We start from the raw sequence: 21,320 nt of genomic DNA, 5'->3' as shown, positions 1-21,320 counted from the left end.
GTTTATCAAACCTCTCATGTTGTTAAAATGTTTGTCGATACCCCTATAAATTTACGCAAACGTTCTCGCAAACGTTTGCATTATATGACCTAAATACATATCTTTGATTTTATAAAAAAGAGAACCATGAAAAAGCGTCAAATCACGATAAAGGATATAGCGAAAGCCTTGCATATTTCCCCGTCAACAGTCTCTCGGTCCTTGGCTGATCATCCGGATATCAGCCAAGAAACCAAGAATATAGTGAATGCTTACGCTCGTGAACATAAATATAAGCCCAATGCCTTAGCCTTGAGTTTACGGACAAATAATACGAAAACAATCGGTGTTATTTTACCGCAGATCGTACATTATTTCTTTTCTTCTGTTTTATCCGGTATAGAAGATGAGGCGGAAAAGGGAGGGTATCGTGTTATTATTTGTCAAAGTAATGAGAATTATGAGAAAGAAGTAAAAGGTGCGCAAGCTTTATTGGAAGCACGTGTTTGCGGTGTCTTGGCTTCTGTCGCTAAAACGACGACGATCTACAATCATTTCCAAGAACTAATCGATAGCGATATACCCATGGTGTTTTTCGATCGTATATGCACGGGGATCTTGACAGACCGGGTGGTCGTTGATGATTATGCCGGGGTTTGCTCCGCTGTTGAATACTTGATTCGTAGCGGTTGCCGGCGAATCGCCTTTTTCGGATCTCCTTCTCATTTAGCGATCTCTAATAATCGTAGGATGGGGTATGAGGATGCTTTGCGTAAAAATGGATTACCGGTAGATAAAGAGTTAATCAAGATTTGTGATAATTATACCGAGGCGCTTCGGTTGACCCCGGAATTATTGTCGTTACCCAATCGTCCGGATGCGTTCTTCGCCGTAAATGATGAGACCGCTATTGGGGTGCTGAATGTTGTCAAGGCCAAGGGGTTGAGGATACCCGATGAGGTTTCGATTTGTGGGTTTACGAATAATAGCTTAGCGGAAGTTAGCGATCCCCTGCTGACCTCCGTGGATCAACATGGTTATGAGTTGGGAGCTATCGCTATGCGTTTGCTGATAGAACGTTTGAATGGCGTGCGTGACGGGGATCGTATCGTGAGCAAGATTATCAAGACAAATCTGGTGGTGAGACAGTCTACCCGTTAAAAAAGTGGCTTCCGAAAACGTTTGCTCTACTTCTTTGCATGAATTTGAATAGGGACGACGTCCTGTTTCGGAATAATTCCGTATGTTTGTCACCAAACAAATAAATACCTTAAAAAACATAATTCTCATGAAAACAAAACCATTTTTGAGTTTTTGGCAAATTTGGAATCTAACTTTCGGTTTCTTGGGCATTCAATTCGGTTTCGCCCTTCAGAACGCAAATTCAAGTAGAATACTTCAAACCTATGGAGCGGATGTAGAGCAACTATCCTTATTTTGGTTAGCGGCTCCGCTGACAGGTATGATCATACAACCTATCATTGGTCATTATTCCGACCAAACTTGGTGCCGTTTAGGACGTCGGCGTCCGTTTTTTCTGGTAGGAGCTATCTTTACGACGATTGCCTTGATATTGATGCCGAATGCGGGATTGTTCTTGTCACCCGGTACAGAGACGGCTATTTTATCTCCCGTATTGATTGGTGCGGGTATGTTGATGATCATGGATGCTTCCATCAATGTAACGATGGAGCCTTTCCGTGCCTTGGTAGGGGATATGCTACCCGATGAGCAGCATACGACTGGCTTCTCGATCCAGACTTTCTTGATCGGCATCGGTGCTGTCGTTGGTTCCTTGTTGCCGAGTATTATGAATAAGGTGTTTGGTTTATCTAATACGGCGGTTGCTGGTGAGGTTGCCGATAATGTTAAATTCGCCTTTTATGCCGGTGCGGCGATTTTATTAGCGAGCGTATTATGGACAATTTTTAAGACAAAGGAATATTCCCCGGAAGAGATGGCTGAGTTTCGGCTTTCCGGTGGTGAGGTCATTGAAAAAAGGCGGGATAGCAATGGTTTTATGGAGATCATGCATGATATTTTTCATATGCCTAAAATAATGTTACAGTTAGGTTTATGCCAGTTTTTCGCTTGGTTTGCCTTGTATTCCATGTGGGTTTATTCTACGCCTGCTATCGCTGAACATGTATATGGGGCAACAGATCCTGCTTCCGCCGAATATGCGATGGCTGGCGATAAGGTAGGTGAGTTATTCAGTATCTATAATTTTGTGGCGATGTTATTCGCTTTATTATTGATCCCGATTGCCCGTCATTTAGGTCGGAAAATGACTCATGCCCTCTGTTTATGCCTAGGAGGGGCAGGGCTGGTTTCTCTCTATTTGTTGAATAGCACAGGAATGATGGTCTTTTCCATGATTGGCATCGGTATAGCGTGGGCAAGTATATTGGCGATGCCTTATGCTATTCTTTCCGATAGTCTTCCCGCTGATAAGATGGGTACTTATATGGGTATATTTAATTTCTTTATAACGATACCTCAGATCACGAATGGAATCATTCATGGATGGATTGTACGTAATGTTTATCATGGGCATGCCGTGTTCGCTTTGTTAACGGGAGGTGTTTTCTTGTTTTTCGCCGCTGCCGCAGTTAGTCTTGTCAAAGAGAAAAAGTTCAGTCGAAAAGTGTAAGGTATATAAGTCCGGTTTCCTGTTGTCAAGCGTAAAAACGCTATACCCAAGTCAAACAGCAAGTTATTATAATGTAGGTAGAAAAACGTATCTCAGATAATCCCGGGTCACCCCGGGACAACAACAGGAAACCAATGGACTAACTACTAAAAGGCTTCTTCCTCTTCCTTTTGGCGTGATCCTATGACGCGAAGAACTAACATCGCTACCGTAATCACACCGAGGGATCCCATGGTTACGTTTTTAGTAACCTCATTGTCAAATGTTGTAGTTCCGACTAATACCAATACGATAAATGAAACCATCATGATTGCATCAGCCAAATCTTTATTTATTCTCATGATCTTCTTATTTTTTTAGGATTCGATAATTGTTGTATTTTATTATTCTTTTTCCAAGACTTCCTCTTCCGATGACGTCCCGGTACTACTCAGTCCTTTCATTATGCCATATAGACCAACACATAGAGTGCCCATAACTACTACTAATTTAATATAGTCGTTAGGGATGATAGAACTGCATGCGAATACACAACCTGCGATTGTTAGAAGAACATAAAGATATATACGTATTTTACCTGATTTATTAGTTGTCATAATTGTAATTTTTAATTGTTTATAATAATGTAAATGGGCAATAACTCCCCGGAAATATTGATTTAATAAATGCAATATTCCTGCCGATAAGACATATCAATGACTTACCGAAAGATACAAATATGAAACAATTAAAAACTAAATAATGAGTTTTCGTAGGGCAAAGACATGCTCTCCCATACGACACAGAAGTGTGGATAAATTTATGATCTGATAAGTGGATATATGTTGAGATACTCTATGAAGTTGATTTACTCCTCTCAAACGCATGTCTTGAAGGGATTTCTCCATATTTTTCCATATCCGTATTTCGATAGTGTTGTTTGTCGTTTGTGAAATCCTGCGGGGAGTTAAGCAGTTGCTGCTTTTCAGCTCGTTACTTAATACTTCGAAACGACGTTGGGCATCCGCCGTGTTTTTTTCTTTCATAACGGCCTCTTTAGTCGCAGACATAACCTCATCCATACTCTTTGTTCCTTCTTCGGGAGCAAACAGCATGAAGCTAATCAACAGACCTAATATGAATAGAAAATTCTTCATGGCGCAAATATACAAGTATTTCTTTAGATAATAACAACAGTATATGTTATTTGTTTTTTATTTTTGTAGTTATTTTAAGAATAAAACAATAGAATGGAGAATAACAGATCGAGAATTCAAGCTTGGTTAGAGGCGGCACGTCCGAAAACGTTGCCGGCATCATTTAGTCCGGTATTAGTTGGGTGTGCGCTGGCTTACAGGGATGGAGTATTTAAATTGGCTCCGGCGATCCTTTGTGTTTTGGTGGCTTTACTCGCCCAGATAGCCAGTAATTTTGCCAATGATTATTTTGATTTTAAGAAGGGGGCGGATAAGGAGGACCGGTTAGGCCCGGAGCGAGCGGTGGCTTCCGGTTGGATAACTCCTAAGGCAATGCTATGGGGGACTTTTATCACGTTGGGGCTTTCTTGTCTATGTGGCTGTTTCTTGTTGTTCTTTGCCGGCTGGGAGCTCATCGGTGTAGGAATTGCTATCGCGATTTGTGTCTTGGCTTATTCAGCAGGGCCATTTCCTTTGGCTTATAACGGGCTGGGGGATGTGTGTGTCGTATTGTTTTATGGGATTATTCCGGTTTGTTTTACGTATTATGTACAAGCATTATCGTTTTCCTTATTGTCATTCTTGCTTTCGTTGTCATTGGGGCTGTTGTCCGCTAATATTTTGATCGTGAATAATTACCGGGATTATGAGCAAGATAAGGCGGCTCGTAAACGGACTACGATTGTGCTATTCGGGCGTACGTTCGGGTTGGTAACTTATTTGCTGAACGGTATATTGGCTTTTTTGATCACGCTGCCTTTATTGATGGATGCCTCACCTTGGCTTGTTTGTTTATTCGCGGCTTTTAGCGTGCTGTTTGCCGCCACATGGCTGGAGATGAAACAGTATCAAGGCCGTGAGCTTAATAGAACTTTAGGGCATACGGCACGGAATGTATTTATCTATGCCGTGTTGCTTTCAGTTGTATTGTTATTTGGTTCTTAAGATGTGCCGTGCTTTGAACAATCGCTTGGCCTCATGGAGATTTTTCTGTATGTATTTGGACAGGATAATCAATGTAACCGCTACGATAATCAGTAAGATTCCTAAAGCGAGGTGAGGGGTGAAAGGCTCTCCAAAGACTAAAACACCTACGCAGACGGCTGTCACGGGTTCTGTTGCTCCCAGTACGGAAGTTAGGGTGGAACCGATATGGTGTACGGCTTGTACCAATGTAATGTTAGATACTACGGTTGGCAAGAAGGCTAATAAGACGAGGTTAATAAAAGAGGGCAGGTCTGGAATGGGTTGGATTCCTGTTCCTGCCTGTGCTTTTATGAAAAATAAAGAGGTACTGACGATAAATACATAGAACGTAAGTTTTCGTCCCGGCATATCATGTACCCTCGATTTATTGACGGTGACGATATAGAGGGCATAAGCGACGGCGGAGAGTAATACGATGATTACGCCTAGCCCGTTTAATCGCATCTCTCCTCCATCAATGGATAGACGGGCTACTCCACAAATAGCGAGCCCGATCGCCAAGAGCGTAATCCATGATGTTTTTTCTTTGAATACAAACAGCATGAATAGGGTTACGAATATCGGATAGGTGAAATGTAGAGTCGTGGCGATTCCCGCCGCCATAAAATTATAGCCCCAAAACAGGAACATTGCCGAGCCTGTATAAAAAGCACCCAATAAAATCAATATCGGTAGGTTTCGCATCTCTGTTCTGAAAGATTCCTTTTTTGCTAGAAGCATACCCGATAAGGCGATGGCCGCGAATAAGAAACGATAGAACAATATCGAATCAAACCGCATACCCTTCTCCATAAGAGGCAATGTAAACAAAGGGATTAAACCGAATGTAACAGAAGTCGCTATTCCATAAGCGAAACCTTTTAGATTATTATTCATATTATACTTTTTGATAAAATGACCGCAAACATACGAAAAAGTCTTGAAATCTTGAAAACAACCTTCTCCTGTCGCTTGTTTTTATCAAAAATGATGTTTATGAGATATTTCTTTATTTTATTTGCGATTGCCGGCTTGCTTATTAATCCTTCCGCTGCAGAGGCTTGCACCGGTATTACCTTAAAAAGCAAGGACAGTACGACTATTGTAGCACGTACGATAGAATGGGGTGGAAGTAATTTGAACAGCCAGTATGTCGTGGTTCCAAGAGGATACACCGAACGATCGTATACTCCGAATGGGGTTGATGGAATGACTTTCACGGCACGTTATGGATATGTGGGCTTGGCAGTGGAGCAAAAGGAATTTATCGCCGAAGGACTCAATGAGGTTGGGTTATCGGCTGGATTGTTTTATTTTCCAAAGTACGGTGAATATGAGAAATATAATGCCGCAGTTCGGGATAAAAGTATCTCTGATCTGCAATTAGTGTCTTGGCTGTTGGGGGAATGTTCAAATGTAGAGGAGGTGAAAGAGGCTGTTAAGAAAGTGCATGTTATCAATATAGATCCCCGTGCGTCTACCGTTCATTGGCGGTTTGCCGAGCCGTCGGGGCGTCAACTGGTTCTTGAGATTATTAAGGGTGAGCTACACTTCTATGAGAATACGTTAGGAGTTCTGACTAATTCTCCCAGTTTCGAGTGGCATCTGACGAACCTGAATAATTATGTTAATCTTTTCCCGGGTACGGCCCCCAATCAACAATTAGGAAATATCGAGTTGTCTTCATTGGGTGCGGGAAGCGGTTTCCTTGGGATTCCGGGCGACGTAACTCCACCGTCACGTTTCGTTCGTGCGGCTTTTTACCAAGCTTCGGCCCCACAACAAGAAACCGCATTGGAAACGGTCTTCCAGTGTTTCCAGATATTGAATAATTTTGATATTCCCGTAGGGATCGAATTCCCATTAGGGCAAGTACCTTGCGATATACCGAGCGCTACTCAATGGACTTCGGTTACGGATATGCGAAACCATGTGATTTATTACCGTACGATGTACAATAGCGTTATTCGGAATATAGATTTACGTTCCATTGATTTCTCCACGGTTCGTTATCGTGCGGTATCCATGGATGGGACGAAGCGACAAGCGGTTGAAACGATCAAAATAGAATAGGGCAGTGAGCTCTTTGGGGGATATCTCGTAAGTCAATAGGATAGGTGATAAAACTCAATGGAATAGGAAACATAACTCAATGGATTACGTTCCCTATTCTATTGGGTTTCGATTGATGATCTAAATCTTATAATAGTAATCCGGCCGCAACTTCCTCCGCAACCGCATCACCTTTTAGTACAGATACTAAAGCTAGGCCAAAATTGAATACCAAGCCCGGTCCTCTACCGGTTACTACATTTCCATCTACCTCGACAGCCTCGCCTGTTACGGTGGCACCAATCAATTTCGGTTCGAACCCGGGATAACAAGTGGCTTTGCGACCTTTTAACAAACCTAGACCGCCTAATACCATCGGGGCGGCGCAGATAGCCGCTACGATACGTCCTTCACGGTATTGTTGTAATAAGGCTTCTTTCACCGGTTCCGAATTGTTTAAGTTGGATGCTCCGGGCATGCCTCCGGGTAAGATCAAGGCATCAGCATCCGAAAGATCGATTTCGGTAAATGTGGCGTCAGCCGTATATTCCATATTGTGAGCACCAATCACTTTACGGTCGTCTGTGATGGAGACTGTTTTCGTGTCTATACCTCCGCGACGCAAAATGTCTACGGTTCCCGTGGCTTCCATTTCCTCGAAGCCATTCGCTAAGAATACGATCGCTTTCTTCATAAGATTCAATTATTTAAATTTGTACACGTAAGTAATAGTACCACTCTGGTTATTAGCGCCGCTGATACTGTTGAACTTCGCCTTTCGAGCTGCGTCCAAAGCGCTTTTACGCATGGAGGCGTTGTCGATATTAGTTCCCCGGCCTACCTCGGCAAATATAACGTTGCCTTTCGGATCTACGGTTATATTGATAACAATACGCCCCTCCTCTTGGATCGTGTAAGCGGGACGGGGGAGACCTCCGGCACCAATGGAACGGCCGTTCAAATTAAATGATCCGTAACCGCCTACGCCTTCATTAGCCCCGTGATCAGAGTTACCGAACGGACTTCCTTGGTTACCGGTTCCGCTTTCAGCGTCGCCTTGGCTGTTACCCTCGGCGTTTCCCATACCAAAAGCTCCGGCCACCTTGTTGCTAATGGCCTGTTCCTTCTTGCGGCGTTCCTCGGCCAGACGCTTCTTCTCGGCTTCTTCCCGGCGGATACGTTCTTTCTCCTCCTCTTCTTTCCGTTTCTTCTCAGCCTCTTGTTTCTTGCGTTTCTCTTCCTCTTTCTTCTTTTTAGCGTCCTCAAGGGCTACGCTTTCCTCGATATCTTGAGTGATGAGTTCCTGCTTGGGTGTTTCCACTTGCGGCTCCGGTACGGGAGGAGGGGGAGTGGTCGTTTCCTGAGGCGGTTCTTGCCCGGTATACTTAGGCTCGAACATTCCGGCGGCGGCATCTACATTCCCGAAATTAACGAGTACACCCCCGTCTTCATCCGGTACCTCGGTTTTCAATACGGTAAACCAAAGTATCAGTAGAATGACACCGTGAAAAGCAACGGTACCGATCAAACTGTATATGTCATCCTTATTCAGTCTCATATCTGTTATTTCTGCGGACGGGTAGCAAGCACCATCTTGAATTTATTCTCGTTCGCTATATTCAGTATCTTTACAATCTCTTTGTAAGGCACGGTCTCGTCGGCATATAAGGCGACGAACATCTCCGGTTCCTTCGCGTAACTATCTTGCAAGAAAGGAGTGATCTCATCAAATGAGACCTGTACCTCTTTTTGCTTTCCAAATGCCACGTAGTAATTCAAGTTTGCGTCTATCGTTACCCTCGTAAGAGGTTTCGCCGCTGTCTGCTTTTGCGCTTGCGGCAAGGTAACCTTGATGGCGTTCGGGATTACTACGGTAGAGGTAACCATGAAGAAGATCAGCAAGAGGAATATGACGTCGGTCATAGAGGCCATGCTGAACGCTTCGTTTACCTTTGTTCTTCTTTTTAGAGCCATAATTTTTTATAATTGAAAATTGAAAATGGAGAATTGAAAATTAAATAGAGGAGAGTTGGCTCATTTTTAATTTTCAATTCTCCATTTTCAATTAATTAGCCGGTTCATTTAATAAATCCATGAATTCCATCGTACGAGCCTCCATCTTGTTCACGACGTTATCTACTTGAGATACCAGATAGTTGTACGCGAACAATGTAATAATACCAACAACCAGACCACCAACAGTTGTTACCAAGGCCTCATAGATACCACCGGATAATAAGGAGACATCAACATTGGTGCCTGCGTTTGCCATATCGAAGAAAGCACGTACCATACCGGTTACTGTCCCAAGGAAACCAAGCATGGGAGCGCCGGCGGCGGTCGTCGCGATCAAGGGGAAACCTTTTTCCAGTTTAGCGATCTCCAAATTTCCGACATTCTCGATCGCTACGAGCACATCGTTCATCGGACGGCCCAAACGGGTAATGCCTTTCTCGATCATACGGGCGGAAGGTGTGTTGGTGCTCCGGCATAAATTGAGAGCCGAGTCCACTTTTCCTTCATGGATATAGTCCTTAATACGATTCATGAACGTCTCGTCTTCTTTTCCCGCACGGCGAATGATGATCAGACGTTGAACAAAAATATAAATAGCCATCAGAGAGAGCAGTAACAATACCACCATAATCCAACCTCCCTTAAAGGCAAGGTCTATCACATTGATTTCCGCTTCCGTAGGAAGGGTTACAGCCGTTAAATCCGGCATTTGATCTGCCGTTTGAGAGCCTACGGCCTGTAGTGAAAGTAAAATACTCATCGTTTTGAATTATAGGTTATAATTTTCAATATTCAATTCTTCTCCATTCTCAATTATTCAAGCATGCCTTGTATAAAGCGATCGTCTCTTGCAAACCATAATAGAGCGCATCACAAATCAAGGCATGGCCGATAGAAACCTCCTCCAGCCAAGGGATATTCTTGTTGAAGAAAGCCAGATTTTCTAAGTTCAAATCGTGTCCGGCATTTACGCCTAATCCTAAGTTTTTAGCTAATTGCGCGGCCTCGACAAAAGGAGCGATCGCTTTGTCACGATCTTCCGGATAATAGGTCGCATAAGGTTCCGTATATAATTCAATACGGTCCGTACCTGTTTTCGCCGCTAGTTCGATATTCGCCAAGTCTGTTCCGACGAAGATGGATGTACGGATTCCTTGTGAGGTAAAGGTGTCTACCAATTCGCTTAAGTAATCGAAATTGTCCTTTACGTTCCAACCTGAGTTCGACGTGATGGCATCCGGAGCGTCCGGAACCAGTGTGACTTGGGTCGGTTTTACCTTCAATACCAAGTCGATGAATTTATCACAAGGATAGCCTTCTATGTTAAATTCTGTCCGGATAAGAGGTTTTAGTCCATAAACATCGCTATAGCGTATGTGTCGTTCATCCGGACGGGGATGAACCGTAATTCCTTGTGCCCCGAATAATTCACAGTCTTGCGCCACTTTCAGCACGTTTGGCATATTGCCACCTCTCGCATTACGAATAGTAGCAACCTTGTTAATGTTTACACTTAAATTTGTCATTGTATATCGTATATCTTTTTTCTTTCATTACATTTGCACAAAAGTATCGGCAAATTTAGCAGGATTTAGGGAATTAACAGAATAATGTTGGTGAAAGATTTCATAACAAAGGAAATTCCGGTGTTAAAAAGTTTTGACACAGCGGAATATGCGTTGGCATTAATGGAGGATTTTAAACTCAAGCATCTTCCGTTATTGAGTGATAGCGCATACCAGTGTTTAGTGTCGGAAAAAGACTTATTGGCGATGCCGGATCCTTCGGCTACGATCGGTGAGCCGGTTTTATTCGCTCCGGCGATTTCGGAAAATGGACATTTACATGAAGCGTTGGCAATGATAACCCGATATGGATTGAGCCTGTTGCCTGTGGTTTCCGTGGACGGAACTTATTTGGGGGCGATTACCCGGGATCGTTTGGTGGATGCTTTATCCGAGCTATGTAATGCGGAGGCGGCTGGAAGCGTGATCGTATTGGAAATGATGCCACAGGATTATTCATTAACGGATATCGCCCGTTTGGTAGAGGCGAATAATGCCCATGTCCTTAATTTGTTATCCCATCAAGATAAAGATACGGGCCGTCTGCTTATAACCCTTAAGATTGATTTGGAAGATGCCTCTCCCGTGATCCGTAGTTTCGAGCGTTTCAATTATACGGTGCTTTATCATTTTATGGAGAAGGGGATGGTGGATGATATGTTGCAGCAGCGGATGAATGAGTTATTACATTATATGAATATGTAAAGTAAGGAGCGTAGAATGAAAGTTGGAATATTTGGAAGTGAATATCAGATTGAGAGACAGAATCTGATTAAACGCCTGTTTGAGAAGCTTCGTGAACAAGAGGCTGATATTTATGTGGACAGCCCTTTTTATACATTCCTTACCGATGCTTTTGGTTTTGAGCCAGTGGTGAGCGGGCTATTAGTGGGTGATGAGTTTGATCTGGATATAGCGCTTAGCGTGGGAGGAGATGGCACGTTCCTTCGTACGGCGGCCCGGGTAAATAAACAAGATATTCCTATTTTAGGTATTAATACCGGACGGCTAGGCTTCCTTGCGGATGTCAGCAGTAATGAGGTTGAGGATACGCTGGACGAGATTTTTAAGAATTACTATAAGGTAGAGGAACGAACCCTTTTGCGTTTATATACGGAAGACCGTGCGTTTCGCGGATATAATTACGCCTTGAACGAGATCGCCGTGCTGAAGCGTGATAGTTCCTCGATGATTACGATTCATACATTCTTGAATGGGGAATATCTGACTTCTTATCAGGCGGATGGTTTGGTAGTGGCTACACCTACCGGTTCCACGGCCTATTCGATGAGCGTAAATGGGCCGATTATCGTCCCGCAAAGTAATAGCATTGTCTTGAGTCCGGTCGCTCCGCATTCCTTGAACGTGCGTCCGTTGGTGATTCCGGATTCAGATATAATAACGCTTCGGGTAGAGAGCCGGAATAAATATTTTCTGATCTCTTTGGATGGACGTTCGGAAATATTCCCGGCAGGTATCGAATTAAAGATGAGCAAGGCCGATTATACGACGAAAGTCATCAAGCGCTATAACCATACATTTTATCAGACGCTTCGGGAAAAATTAATGTGGGGGGCAGATGTGCGAATGAAATAATATTGTGTGCGTCCAGTCTTTGTCCAAATAGTAGCGGATAGTATTGTATTTTGTAAGCTGTTGATAAATAGACTTTTCCGTATGGATAAACTGAGCGTATCTTATGGATTTTGTCCAGTTTTTCTATTATGGGGTAAAAAATAGGGGGTATTCGATGTCCAGCTATGTCCTCTATTTGTCCAGTGCCCTTTTTTGACACACGCTTTTTAACTCTTTACTTTTGTCGGCAGATTAAATCTAGCTTAATGGAAGTATTTTCAATTATTATTCCTGTCTACAATCGTCCGGAGGAGATAGACGATTTATTAAACAGCCTTACCCGGCAGACATATGTACATTTTGAGGTTATCGTAGTGGACGACGGTTCTTCTATACCTTGTGAGTCCATAGTCAATGCCTATAATGACCGCTTGAGGATTCGCTATTTCTATATAGAGAATTCAGGCCCGGGCTTGGCTCGCAATCAAGGGGTACGTTATGCGGAAGGAGAGATCGTGATTGTCTTGGATTCGGATTGTATCGTTCCGGCCAGCTATCTGGAACAAGTACACGAGTCCTTGATGCGTTATAAGGTGGATGCCTTTGGTGGTGCCGACAGGGCGCATTCTTCTTTTTCCGCTATACAGAAAGCGGTCAATTACTCGATGACTTCTTTTTTTACGACAGGAGGGATCCGAGGAAGCCGGAGGCATTTAGATGCATTCTATCCCCGGAGTTTTAATATGGGAATGCGGAAAGAGGTGTATGAAGCCTTGGGTGGTTTCTCTGATATGCGTTATGGAGAGGATATAGATTTTAGTATCCGGATTTTTGCGGCAGGCTATAAATGCCGTTATTTTCCGGGCGCTTGGGTCTATCATAAGCGAAGAACAAATTTCGTCCAGTTTTTCCGGCAAGTATGGCATTCGGGGTACGCTAGGATTATCTTGTACCAGAAGTACCCGGAATCATTGAAATGGGTACATTGCCTGCCGGCCTTATTTGTGGTAGGTCTGCTTGGGGTATGTATTTCCGCTTTTTTCGTTCCAAAGGTATGGGGGCTATTGTTATTTTATATTTCACTGATCTTTTTTGACGCTTTAGTGAGAAATAAGAACGGAATCGTTGCGTTGTTATCTATCATAGCGGCTTTTGTCCAATTGATCGGATATGGGACAGGCTTTTTGGAAGCGATTTGGAGAGAGGGAATTCTAAGAAAGAAGTATTAAGATAATAAATACTATTTATATGAAGTTTGCGCTGCACACATCTACTGCCATAAGCTCGGTTCTAAAGGAGCCGGAGCATTTCTATGTAGATATTTATTATCTGATCATTTTAATCATCGTCGCTTTTACCCTGCTTCTGTTATCTTTTTTGCGTTATCACCTTTATAAGACAAAAAAGGAGAAAGAACTGAGAGAAATAGTTATCCAAACCCCAGCATTATCCTAAAAATACAGTTTTTTATTCTGTAAATCATTCTGTTATAGGATGAATAGGTTTGGATAATACATTCCTATATCTTTGCTAATGGCACTAAAGCCAATAGGAAGAATATGAATATAGCACAGTTAAAATTAAGCCAGAAGAAGTTACTGGACAACCTCGTTTCCCGTGGTTATGACATTCAGTACATCAAAGGAGTAAAATTTGTTTTAAGACTTCTTTTTGAACATGAAGGATGTTTTCATTCGTATGAACAATTTGCAGAAAAGTTTATCCGTACAAGGGGATATACAAAAGCGACATTGGATCTTAGGATGATGCATTTACGTACTATCCAAGCATATGATGAATTTGGGCACTACCCGGACAAGAAGTCCTTTGTTCCGTTATGCTATCCTTCCAGGTATAATATGCTTAACCCCAGTTTTCAGAAAGTTATAGACATTTACCGGAAACGTGCCGCAGAACATAAAAAGAAGTCCACAGTAAAAATGGAAACCGATGCCGTTACAATGTTCCTTTTTGAGATGCAAAAGTTCCACGTCTCTTCATTGGATGAAATCAAAGAAGAACATGTTTTGTCCTTTTTCCTTAAAGAAGAACAGCAAAAGCGTTCAAGGACATATTGCGGTCACATAGCGTCAGCCCTTAAAGAGTTGGGGGATTTATACGACATGAAAAAAGTATTAGGTTATTTCCCTGATTTGAAATATGAAAGGAAAAACTTCAACTATCTTAAGGATGATGAAATCAATGTGATAAAAAATGCTTTGTCAGACTCTAACAATATTTTGACTTTCAGGGAAAAAGCTATAGTTTCATTGGCCTTATATACTGGCATAAGAGGATGCGACATTGCCAACTTGAAATTGACAGACATAGATTGGAAGAAGGAACGAGTCAGCTTCGTCCAGGAAAAGACTGGTAATCCGATAGTGTTGCCCCTTCTTCCTCATGTTGGAAACTCATTGTTTGATTACATACGTAATGAACGGGACAATGAGGCCGGATCCGTGTATCTGTTTCCCAACAAGAAGAATGCGACAGAAAGGTTGGAGAACAAAAGTATCGGCACCATTGTCAATACAGTCTTTGAGAAACTAAACCTTAGAAAAGGTGAATCCGGGCGTGGAGTCAGCGTATTTCGGCACAACCTCGCCTCTAAATTACTTGGTAAAGGTACCGAGATTAGGGTCATCAGCCATATTTTAGGACATATCTGTTCTTCATCTATAGTCCCATATATAGATGCTGACATCCCTCATCTGAGAGAATGCGGAATCAATATTGAATGTTATCCAATAAGAAAGGAGTTGTTCGAATGAAAACAGATTCACATCTACCCCAATTTGCAGATTTGATGTCTGAATATGTCAATTTCATCTCTGGTATCGGAAAATGTGACTATATAACCCGCATATACCTGAACTCTTTCGCCAAGTACTGTATGAATCATGGCGGAGTGCTGTCGGATGATATTATCTCCGGATGGGCATCAAGGACAGATAAGGAAAGCTATTATACAAACCGTAACCGATGCATTATTTTGAGGCGCTTCATCCGTTATATCCGGTCGAAATATGGGGCACCGTTCAAATTGCCATCATATCCTCCGGACATAAAATACACACCTAAGCCAAAGCGTACTCTTGTTTCAGAACAGCCATACTCTTATTCCGCAATATCCCATATAGTCAAGAAATATGAACTTTACAAAAGAGCCTCTGGAAAATTCAGTAGGCGGACAATGGACAAGATTCGCCGTTTCAATGACTTCTGCGCCCAAAATTATCCGTCAGCCGAAGCTCTTACAGAAGAAATTGTCCTTGATTATTGCAAGAAGAAAAAAACGGAATCCGCAAAGTCATGCAATAACAGAATTGTAGGTGTCAGAGGATTTCTGAAATATGCGAATAGCCGTGGTTTCGTAAATATTCCTCTTCCATCCACCATTCCAAGAGTCAATGTCACATCATTCGAACCACATCCGTTTACTCCAGAAGAGCTTGCAAGATTCTTTAATGAAGCGGACAATCTCGAACCTCCAATAAATTGCCGTGACATGAGGGCTGCGCTTATGAAAGTGGAAGTTCCGGTCTTTTTCCGACTTTTGTACAGTACAGGGATGCGTACAACAGAAGCCCGTCTGCTCAGAGTAGAAGACGTGGACTTGCAATCCGGTGTTATAAATATAAGATACACAAAGAGCATAGATGAACATCGGGCTGCCTTGCACGAATCCATGTGGTCGCTATTGCAGATGTATAATGTCAAAATGGAAAATCTCATGCCCGGAAGAAAGATATTCTTTCCTAACGAGTACGACAAACCATATTCCGGAGAATGGGTAACGGCAAGTTTTAAGAAAGTATGGAAGAAAGTCAGTACGGCACACGCAAGAGCATATGATTTTCGCAGTCACTATGCGGTCGTGAACATAAACGGTTGGGATCACTGCGGCATTGAATGGATGGACAAACTCTTATATCTCAGCCGTTCCATGGGACACCGTTACATTCAAAACACATTATATTATTACAGGCTTGTACCGCTGTTTGCACACCAGTTGGAAAATCTGACAGGAGGTGGGTATGAAGAACTTTTACCTGATTTAAACGACTATTTTGAATATGAAGACTAAAGCAGAACATTCAATTATCGCCGATGCCATCCATGAGTGGCATACGGTTTATCTTCCGTGTATAAGGAATCTGAGCCATAACGCTTTAAAATCATACGGAGAGGGAATGGGAATCTATATAGATTTCCTTGAATCCTCGAAGGGAGTCACATCAAATACCATTTGTGGGGAATGCTTCCGTAAGGACTGGATTGAAGAATGGATTGCATGGCTGAAAGAAGTAAGAAAATGCAGCCCGCAAACATGCAATCATCGTCTCTCCATATTGAAAAATTTCCTCCGTTTCCTTGCGCACAAGAAAATCCAATTCATAAAATATGATTGTGATGCCGCTGAAATAAAAAGAATGCAGCAACCTAAAAAACAAGTGGAAGTAATCACAAAAGATACAATCAAACGGATTTTTGCAAGCATCAATACACGGACATTGATAGGTAAGAGGGATTTTGCCTTGTTCAATCTTTTATATAGTACCGGAACAAGAATAGATGAAATATTATCATTAAGGCTGTCGGCACTGCACCTGGATGAAACGAAAAGTTACATTCTTGTTTTGGGTAAAGGGAATAAACAACGTACCATTTATTTGTTGAACAGCATGGTAAAAATACTGAAACATTATGTGAAGTTGTTCCATCCGGCCAATCCGTTACCTTCTGATTTTGTATTTTTCCCCATATATGGCCATGCAAACAAAAAAATCACTTCAGAAGCGATTAGCAAGCGGTTGAAAATGTATGTTAGAATTGCGTCTCAGGGGCTACTTGAAATTCCTGCGGATTTTCATTGCCATAGTTTTCGGCATGCACGGGCTACCCATTGGTTGGAAGACGGTGTAAACTTGGCGCAGATACAAAAACTATTGGGGCATGAGAGCATCGAAACGACAATGAAATACGTAGGAGTTTCATCAGAACAAATGGTACAAGCTTTATGCTCTATGGAAGACAATCTGACTTTAGGCGTTGAAAAGAAATATAAGAAAATCAGAAATAAAGATTCATTAGCAACAGTTCTTGGATTGAGATAATACTTAGTAATAAATGAGTGACTGTTCTTGAATAATGGAACAATCACTCTTTATTATCTGCTACTAAAATATAACAATTTACTGATATTCAATACAATAAAAAGTCAAGTTGGGATAATATTTTGGTTTGGATAATTGCTCTTATCCGAAATTTCGGATAACAAAAGAGCATCTTTCCCATACTGTCGGAAATACTTGTATCGCTCCAATAGGTCGGCTCTGAGCAACGAATCGGCCTGTGCTTCGGTAATATCGGCTGTCAGGTTTTCGTGTGGAAGCAGTTTATGACCGTAACCGATGTACGGGTGCTTGGTGTGGTCGTGCCACCCCTCAAACTCCTTGATGAGTCCTACCGCCTTGTCGAACAGTTCCGCTGAAACCTCCTTGGGTAGTGGTGGCGAAGAGTCGCCACCTCGTGTCTGTGCCTTGGCATATCCGCAAAGCAGGGTCAGACATATAATCATCAACTTTATTCTCATAGATTCTCTTTTAGTGATTGGTTATGGCGGCAGACACCCGACAAGCGAGTGCCTGCCACCGTTGGTTAAGGATTGATGTTGATTGGAGAGACGATAGTTCCTATGGGAGTAATAGTGTTACCCTCTGTGGTATCCTCTTCCTCCTTCGCCTCGTTGTTGAAAGTGAATGTAAGTTGATACACCTGGTCATGGTTATCCTCGAAATAGACATCTATCGTCTGCTGGTCCTCACACTCCGAGGTATAGTACAGACGGAACACATCTCTGTCAAGCGGATAGCGGTCATTCGGGAGTAATACCATACCATCATCCATTCTCAATGTTCCCTCGCCATCGGGCTGAAAGTAACGAATCGTGTAGCGAGTATCTGAGAAACACCCCTCACGCACAATCTCGCAGCGTATCTCCGCTGTCTCGCCCTGCACCAATCGCTTGGGTACAGGCATTGTCTCAACCGTAAAAGGATAGGTTTGCTGAACATCGAGGTCATCCTCGCAAGATGTGAAGCCCAATACTGCGGTCATCATGGCACCGCAAACCATCATATAGGAAAATAACTTTTTCATAACGTTTTTAATTTTAATTGATAATAAACTTGACACCTAAGCCGAACTGAGTGCTGAACTTGCCGAGTGAGCCTCCCCAGAGGACACGCTCACGCACATTGGCAAGCAGTACAATACGGTCTGTTATATAACTCTCCAATTCAAGGGTGATGGCACCGCCATAGATAAAGGCATCCTTGGCAAGCAGCGTAGAGCCGTCGTGTAGTAGTCTGTCGCCCCAATTCACCGTTTCGTAGCCTGCCAAAGCAGAGCCACCGATAGAGAGGAAGAAGGTCTTTGTAGGATCGGACAGGAACTTCAGGTAGTAACCGCCCTCGGCTGTGAACTGGGCGCGAGGAATGGATGTACCCCGATAGTCGTAGTTTTTGAGCAGATATTCTGCACCCACCACCCAGCGGTTAGCCTTCTTGGTATATCCCGACATCGCTATTCCCGTGTAGTAGTTTAGCGGAGATTTTGAGCCGTTTACAAAGCCGCCTCTGAGTTCCACACCCTTCATCTTCGGGAGATAACGCTGGGCGTATGCCTGCCCTGATGACAGGGCAAGCGATACGACTGCAACAAGTAGAAACAGATACTTTTTCATGGTTACTTCACTTTAAGTTCGTTGATTACCTTTGCTCTTACAATGTCCTCACTCTCAACGGTGAAGGTCTGGTGTCTGCCACCGCTCTTCTCGTGCATCTCCACCACAAGCACCTTGTCGGCAGGGATGGTGAACTTGTCGAAGACAAATACGGTACGCTCATCCTTGTTGCCCGCAACGGTTGTGGCATAGTCGTATGCACGCAGAGGAAAGATGACCTGCTCCTGAATGGCTGTACGCTTCATCACCTGCTTATCCACAATTTTGAAGGTCACAAAGTCCACCTCGTAAGGCACATTCGATGTATTCTTCACCTGCGTATGGAAGTAGAGCAAACCATTGTGGGTGTAGAGTCCACGCAACAGATACTGGATGCCGAAAGCCTTGCTGCCGATGTGCTTGATGTGGCGTTTGTTGTCCTTGTGGATAGCCTTGCTGATAAGATGTACCAACTTAGGCGACTCACTGCCAAGCTCTTGCAAATAGATGTCGAGAGCATTGTTGGGACGGTTCACCTCACTGCCATCGTGAATAAAGTCCTTCATCTCGATATTCAGGAGCAGAGGCTCATCCGAGTACTTCACATTGAAGGTGTAGAAACTGCCACTCTCAGTAATCACCGACATATTGGTCTCATCGCGGAAGTTCTTTACCGTAGCCTTCACACGAATCACATTCTCCGAGCCGTCGGCCTTGCCAGCGATAAGGTTAGGCGAGCCAAGATCGACATAGCGTACTGCTGCAGGAAAGATGATGTGAGTAGTCTTGTCGTATGTCACCTCCAAGCCGTAAGGCGGAATCATACGGTCAAAGGTCAGTTTTTTTGTCAAACCGTGATAGATGTCACCATCCTCCTGCTGTGGATAGATGTCCGTAGTGAGGGTAACATCACCGGCTACCGTGTTAGTTACTGCGGTTGAATCAACCGACTGTGCATTGGCACTTACAACGCCCATCGTGAGGGCAAGCATTACAAAAATCTTTTTCATGTCTTTAATGTTTTAATGGGTTATTGATTGTTTTGATAAAGCATCAGGGTATATCCTGATTTGAGGTGTACCTTCTCTTCACGCATCTTCTTGGAGATATACTGCGACACGCCCTGTATGGCACCACGACCTACTTCGGATAGCAGTTGGTCTCCGGCAGACTGGTTGGTGATGGATATGCTTGTTCCGAGGTTCTGTCCCAGATTTGCTGCCATCTCCTTTGCCGCACTTGCCTCCATGGAGCCGGGTATGAAGATTCCCGCCTGTCCGTCATTGTCGTGGACGGTAAGTTCTACGGGAATGATTGTTCCGTTATGCTCCACCTGAAGAATCTCTATGTCGAGCCTTTCGCCTTTGATGCTGCCTTCACCCGTGATGAGGGTGTTTCGTGGCAGTACATACTTCCCGACACGCATTGCCTCCAAGAGTCGCAGTCGCACACTCTGACCGCTTGTGATGGTCTGGTCGCCATGCACGCACGCCTTGATGGTGTTTCGTGAAGTCTCGGCAGGTGCTTCACCCACGGCGGTATGAAAACCTCCGCCTGCGGATTGCGACAGCCTTGCTATCATCGCCGAGTCACTCACAGGCTGAGCGAGTGCCGACACTACGGGAGTCGTTACATGACCTACGGGCTGTGCCTTCGCCTTGCCGCTTCGTGTGGTGCTCTCCACCTCCTCGGCTGCGCCCTCGGAGGTGGCGGCTGTATTGCTTGGCATATACTTCGCTGCAAGCTCGTATGACTTCTCCAAGAGTGCCACCTGATCGGCATATGTCGGCTGGCTGTTCTGCTGTTGTGCCATTGACTGCTTCAACTCTTCAAGCTCCGCTTTCAGAGCCTCCTTTTCGGGATCTTCACGCGGCTCTTCGTAGAAACTGCCGAGTGTGGCGTTAATGTCATTGTAGGCAGATGTGGAAGATGAGAACGAGTTACTGCGACTGCTACTACCACTTCGATAGGACGAGCCACCGCCTGTGTATCTCGGCTCTTCGGGTATCTCGACCACCTCTTCCTCCTCGTCATCGGTGGTCATTGCCGTAAAGTCCTCAAGGGTACGCATCTTCTGCTCCTGCTTGACACGCATATCCTCCAACTCGTATGCAGCAATCTTGTCCGCCTCGATGCCTGCACCTCGCGGGTCGGGAAGTTCGGCGTTGAAGCCTACCTTCTGCTGTTCCGCCTGTACCTGCTCCTTTGATGGTTTGAAGATGAAGTAGAATGACACAAGACATAGCATAACCATTCCGCCATACACAAGAATCTTCTTGATTTGCTCCTTTCTTTTTAGAGCGTTAGCATCGTTACTCATAGCTCTCTGAATTAAATTGGTTAAAGAACTCTTCCATCTCCCGTATCTTCTCATCCGAGAGGCTGTCGGCAGGAGTTACCTCCTCCTCGATAATCAGATTGGTGGCAGGCGGCTCACTTCTGACATACTCCTCATACCCGTAATCGGGAGCAGGCATAAAGATTACATAGAGGGCAAATCCCGAATATGCCAGCAGGAGGCCGTAGATGATAAGGCGTTTGGTCTTCGATGTCTTGTTGTTCCAAGACTTGTTGATTGAATCCTTGATTTTTTGAATGTACTTTTTCAT

Annotated in this window: 25 protein-coding genes; 11 read left to right on the top strand and 14 right to left on the bottom strand. The window is 43.7% G+C overall.

The window, feature by feature from the left end:
• The first annotated feature begins 126 nt into the window (after positions 1–126).
• Complete coding sequence (locus ACYIA1_RS07615; RefSeq protein WP_005855821.1) at positions 127–1,140, top strand: LacI family DNA-binding transcriptional regulator; 1,014 nt, start codon at positions 127–129, stop codon at positions 1,138–1,140.
• Positions 1,141–1,267: 127 nt separating this feature from the next.
• Positions 1,268–2,632: an MFS transporter gene (locus ACYIA1_RS07610; RefSeq protein WP_005867995.1), complete on the top strand. Its 1,365-nt coding sequence runs from the start codon at positions 1,268–1,270 to the stop codon at positions 2,630–2,632.
• Between the two features lie 146 nt (positions 2,633–2,778).
• Here the strand turns inward: ACYIA1_RS07610 and ACYIA1_RS07605 are convergent, their stop codons facing one another.
• Together ACYIA1_RS07605 and ACYIA1_RS07600 are read right to left on the bottom strand one after the other, a co-directional pair.
• Positions 2,779–2,973 (bottom strand): hypothetical protein, encoded by a 195-nt coding sequence (locus ACYIA1_RS07605; RefSeq protein ID WP_005855829.1) that lies wholly within the window; start codon positions 2,971–2,973, stop codon positions 2,779–2,781.
• A 393-nt stretch (positions 2,974–3,366) separates the two neighbouring features.
• The gene (locus tag ACYIA1_RS07600; protein ID WP_005867997.1) at positions 3,367–3,768 is read right to left on the bottom strand and encodes a hypothetical protein; all 402 of its coding nucleotides are present in this window, start codon (positions 3,766–3,768) and stop codon (positions 3,367–3,369) included.
• A 93-nt stretch (positions 3,769–3,861) separates the two neighbouring features.
• Here ACYIA1_RS07600 and ACYIA1_RS07595 point away from each other — a divergent pair, with 93 nt between their 5' ends.
• Entirely contained in the window at positions 3,862–4,752 is an 891-nt protein-coding gene (locus ACYIA1_RS07595; protein ID WP_008780291.1) for a 1,4-dihydroxy-2-naphthoate polyprenyltransferase, read from the top strand.
• On the opposite strand, the gene ACYIA1_RS07590 is transcribed toward ACYIA1_RS07595, so the two are convergent.
• On the bottom strand, positions 4,738–5,670 hold the full coding sequence (locus ACYIA1_RS07590) for a DMT family transporter (RefSeq protein WP_005855838.1): 933 nt from the start codon (positions 5,668–5,670) through the stop codon (positions 4,738–4,740). The two genes, ACYIA1_RS07595 and ACYIA1_RS07590, sit on opposite strands and share 15 nt — an antisense overlap.
• 99 nt (positions 5,671–5,769) lie before the next feature.
• Here ACYIA1_RS07590 and ACYIA1_RS07585 point away from each other — a divergent pair, with 99 nt between their 5' ends.
• Positions 5,770–6,846, top strand: a complete 1,077-nt coding sequence (locus ACYIA1_RS07585; RefSeq protein ID WP_083790429.1) for a linear amide C-N hydrolase — start codon at positions 5,770–5,772, stop codon at positions 6,844–6,846.
• A gap of 127 nt (positions 6,847–6,973) precedes the next feature.
• On the opposite strand, the gene ACYIA1_RS07580 is transcribed toward ACYIA1_RS07585, so the two are convergent.
• The 5 genes from ACYIA1_RS07580 to ACYIA1_RS07560 form a co-directional block, all read right to left on the bottom strand.
• Positions 6,974–7,519, bottom strand: a complete 546-nt coding sequence (locus ACYIA1_RS07580; protein ID WP_005855842.1) for a DJ-1 family glyoxalase III — start codon at positions 7,517–7,519, stop codon at positions 6,974–6,976.
• Between the two features lie 9 nt (positions 7,520–7,528).
• Positions 7,529–8,383 carry an energy transducer TonB family protein gene (locus ACYIA1_RS07575; RefSeq protein WP_008771765.1) on the bottom strand — a complete coding sequence of 285 codons (855 nt, stop codon included), beginning with the start codon at positions 8,381–8,383 and terminating at the stop codon, positions 7,529–7,531.
• Between the two features lie 5 nt (positions 8,384–8,388).
• Positions 8,389–8,799, bottom strand: coding sequence for an ExbD/TolR family protein (locus tag ACYIA1_RS07570; protein WP_005855860.1), 411 nt, complete (start codon positions 8,797–8,799; stop codon positions 8,389–8,391).
• 91 nt (positions 8,800–8,890) lie between these two features.
• Positions 8,891–9,601: a MotA/TolQ/ExbB proton channel family protein gene (locus ACYIA1_RS07565; RefSeq protein WP_057329418.1), complete on the bottom strand. Its 711-nt coding sequence runs from the start codon at positions 9,599–9,601 to the stop codon at positions 8,891–8,893.
• 49 nt (positions 9,602–9,650) lie between these two features.
• Positions 9,651–10,367 carry a pyridoxine 5'-phosphate synthase gene (locus ACYIA1_RS07560; protein ID WP_480334910.1) on the bottom strand — a complete coding sequence of 239 codons (717 nt, stop codon included), beginning with the start codon at positions 10,365–10,367 and terminating at the stop codon, positions 9,651–9,653.
• An 84-nt stretch (positions 10,368–10,451) separates the two neighbouring features.
• Between ACYIA1_RS07560 and ACYIA1_RS07555 the strand changes: the two genes are divergently transcribed.
• From ACYIA1_RS07555 to ACYIA1_RS07525, 7 genes are all read left to right on the top strand, one after another.
• Positions 10,452–11,111: a CBS domain-containing protein gene (locus tag ACYIA1_RS07555; RefSeq protein WP_480334908.1), complete on the top strand. Its 660-nt coding sequence runs from the start codon at positions 10,452–10,454 to the stop codon at positions 11,109–11,111.
• 15 nt (positions 11,112–11,126) lie between these two features.
• Positions 11,127–12,002 (top strand): NAD kinase, encoded by an 876-nt coding sequence (locus ACYIA1_RS07550; RefSeq protein WP_005855867.1) that lies wholly within the window; start codon positions 11,127–11,129, stop codon positions 12,000–12,002.
• 245 nt (positions 12,003–12,247) lie between these two features.
• Positions 12,248–13,210, top strand: coding sequence for a glycosyltransferase family 2 protein (locus ACYIA1_RS07545; protein WP_191215908.1), 963 nt, complete (start codon positions 12,248–12,250; stop codon positions 13,208–13,210).
• 19 nt (positions 13,211–13,229) lie between these two features.
• Positions 13,230–13,436: a hypothetical protein gene (locus tag ACYIA1_RS07540; RefSeq protein WP_480334905.1), complete on the top strand. Its 207-nt coding sequence runs from the start codon at positions 13,230–13,232 to the stop codon at positions 13,434–13,436.
• A gap of 104 nt (positions 13,437–13,540) precedes the next feature.
• Positions 13,541–14,755 (top strand): tyrosine-type recombinase/integrase, encoded by a 1,215-nt coding sequence (locus tag ACYIA1_RS07535; RefSeq protein ID WP_117991734.1) that lies wholly within the window; start codon positions 13,541–13,543, stop codon positions 14,753–14,755.
• Positions 14,756–15,177: 422 nt separating this feature from the next.
• Positions 15,178–16,071 (top strand): tyrosine-type recombinase/integrase, encoded by an 894-nt coding sequence (locus ACYIA1_RS07530; protein ID WP_480334873.1) that lies wholly within the window; start codon positions 15,178–15,180, stop codon positions 16,069–16,071.
• Positions 16,061–17,101: a tyrosine-type recombinase/integrase gene (locus ACYIA1_RS07525; RefSeq protein WP_117852433.1), complete on the top strand. Its 1,041-nt coding sequence runs from the start codon at positions 16,061–16,063 to the stop codon at positions 17,099–17,101. Before ACYIA1_RS07530 ends, ACYIA1_RS07525 begins: the two co-directional genes overlap by 11 nt.
• A gap of 104 nt (positions 17,102–17,205) precedes the next feature.
• Here ACYIA1_RS07525 and ACYIA1_RS07520 read toward each other — a convergent pair whose 3' ends face one another.
• The 6 genes from ACYIA1_RS07520 to ACYIA1_RS07495 all read right to left on the bottom strand — a co-directional run bounded on the left by ACYIA1_RS07520 (position 17,206) and on the right by ACYIA1_RS07495 (position 21,320).
• Positions 17,206–17,580, bottom strand: a complete 375-nt coding sequence (locus tag ACYIA1_RS07520; RefSeq protein WP_480334903.1) for a lysozyme family protein — start codon at positions 17,578–17,580, stop codon at positions 17,206–17,208.
• Positions 17,581–17,645: 65 nt separating this feature from the next.
• A complete protein-coding gene (locus ACYIA1_RS07515) occupies positions 17,646–18,146 on the bottom strand; it encodes a DUF3872 domain-containing protein (protein WP_480334901.1) in 501 nt (166 codons plus the stop codon).
• Between the two features lie 13 nt (positions 18,147–18,159).
• Entirely contained in the window at positions 18,160–18,732 is a 573-nt protein-coding gene (locus ACYIA1_RS07510) for a conjugal transfer protein TraO (RefSeq protein ID WP_195358107.1), read from the bottom strand.
• A 2-nt stretch (positions 18,733–18,734) separates the two neighbouring features.
• Positions 18,735–19,721 (bottom strand): conjugative transposon protein TraN, encoded by a 987-nt coding sequence (traN, locus tag ACYIA1_RS07505; RefSeq protein WP_057327270.1) that lies wholly within the window; start codon positions 19,719–19,721, stop codon positions 18,735–18,737.
• Between the two features lie 20 nt (positions 19,722–19,741).
• Positions 19,742–21,031 (bottom strand): conjugative transposon protein TraM, encoded by a 1,290-nt coding sequence (gene traM / locus ACYIA1_RS07500; protein ID WP_195358109.1) that lies wholly within the window; start codon positions 21,029–21,031, stop codon positions 19,742–19,744.
• Entirely contained in the window at positions 21,024–21,320 is a 297-nt protein-coding gene (locus ACYIA1_RS07495; RefSeq protein WP_195358111.1) for a hypothetical protein, read from the bottom strand. Before ACYIA1_RS07495 ends, traM begins: the two co-directional genes overlap by 8 nt.

It is taken from the genome of Parabacteroides sp. KHUB-02, assembly GCF_056640955.1.
Note: the sequence above shows the minus strand (reverse complement) of the source record. Positions and strands in the feature narration are given on the sequence as shown.